The sequence below is a fragment of the Rhizobium ruizarguesonis genome (genome assembly GCF_012349115.1).
GTDB lineage: Bacteria > Pseudomonadota > Alphaproteobacteria > Rhizobiales > Rhizobiaceae > Rhizobium > Rhizobium ruizarguesonis.
Window position 1 is genome coordinate 1 of the sequence record NZ_PQIG01000016.1, and the last position, 987, is coordinate 987.

Consider the following 987-nt stretch of genomic DNA (forward strand, 5'->3'; position numbering starts at 1 on the left):
ATGATGGCGTTGAGGATGGTGAGCAGCTTGCGCATGGTTGCGACGGTGGCGACGATCTTGGGCTTGCCGGCCGCGACCAGCCTGTCGCGGAAGGCCTTGAGGTCAGGGTTGTATCGGCTGGCGACGAGGGCGGCCATGAATAGGACGGCGCGTACCTTGCCGCGGCCGCCGCCGATGAAGCTCTTGCCTTTCCATTTTCCCGACTGCCGCGTCCATGGGGCAAGACCAGCCAGCGAGGCGATCTGGCGCCGGTCGAGGCTGCCGAGCTCCGGCAGTTCGGCCAGCAGCGTGCGCGCTGTCGTCGCTCCGACACCCGGCACCGAGGTCAACAGCGCCTCGCGCACCCGCCAGACCGGCGACTTGCGGATATGGCTGTCGAGATCGGCATCGAGGCTTTCGAGCTCGCGCCGCAAGGCTTTCAGCAAGCGCTTGATGCTTTTCTGCGCCTGCTTTGCCAGCGCCATGCGCAACCGGTTCTCCTCGGCCACGACCATCTGCACGATCTGGCGCCGGCGAGCCACAAGCTCGGAAAGCGCCTGTGTCTCGGCATCGCGCAACGGCCGGATCTCGGGCTTCGTCGCCAAAACGAAGGCGGCGATGACGGCGGCATCGATCGGATCGGTCTTGGCCCTGCGGCCGATCGCATGGGCATAGGCGCGCACTTGCGCCGGATTGACGACGAGCACCGTCAATCCGGCTGCGGACAATCCGGCAACCGCCAGCATCTCGAAGCCGCCGGTCGCTTCCAGCGCAATCGCATCAACACCAATGCCTTTGAGCCGCTCGGCCAGTTCATCGATGCCGGCATGGTCGTTGCCGACGGCAAAGACCTCTTCTTGCGGCAGGATCGCAACATCCAGGCGCTCTTTCGAAACGTCGATCCCAACAACAATCTCCATCTGATCCCATCCTTGCCTAATCGGGCTTTGCTTTCGCAAGCGGCCCTGGCGACTGTTCGGGTTCAATGGAACGGCGGACGGAGACCCA

At 64.3% G+C, this 987-nt stretch carries 1 protein-coding gene; it reads right to left on the minus strand.

What is annotated here, in order from left to right; genetic code table 11:
- The coding region (locus tag C3Y91_RS03420) for an IS110 family RNA-guided transposase (RefSeq protein WP_168574984.1) at positions 1-899 on the minus strand (899 nt) is incomplete at its 3' end.
- Positions 900-987: the final 88 nt, after the last annotated feature.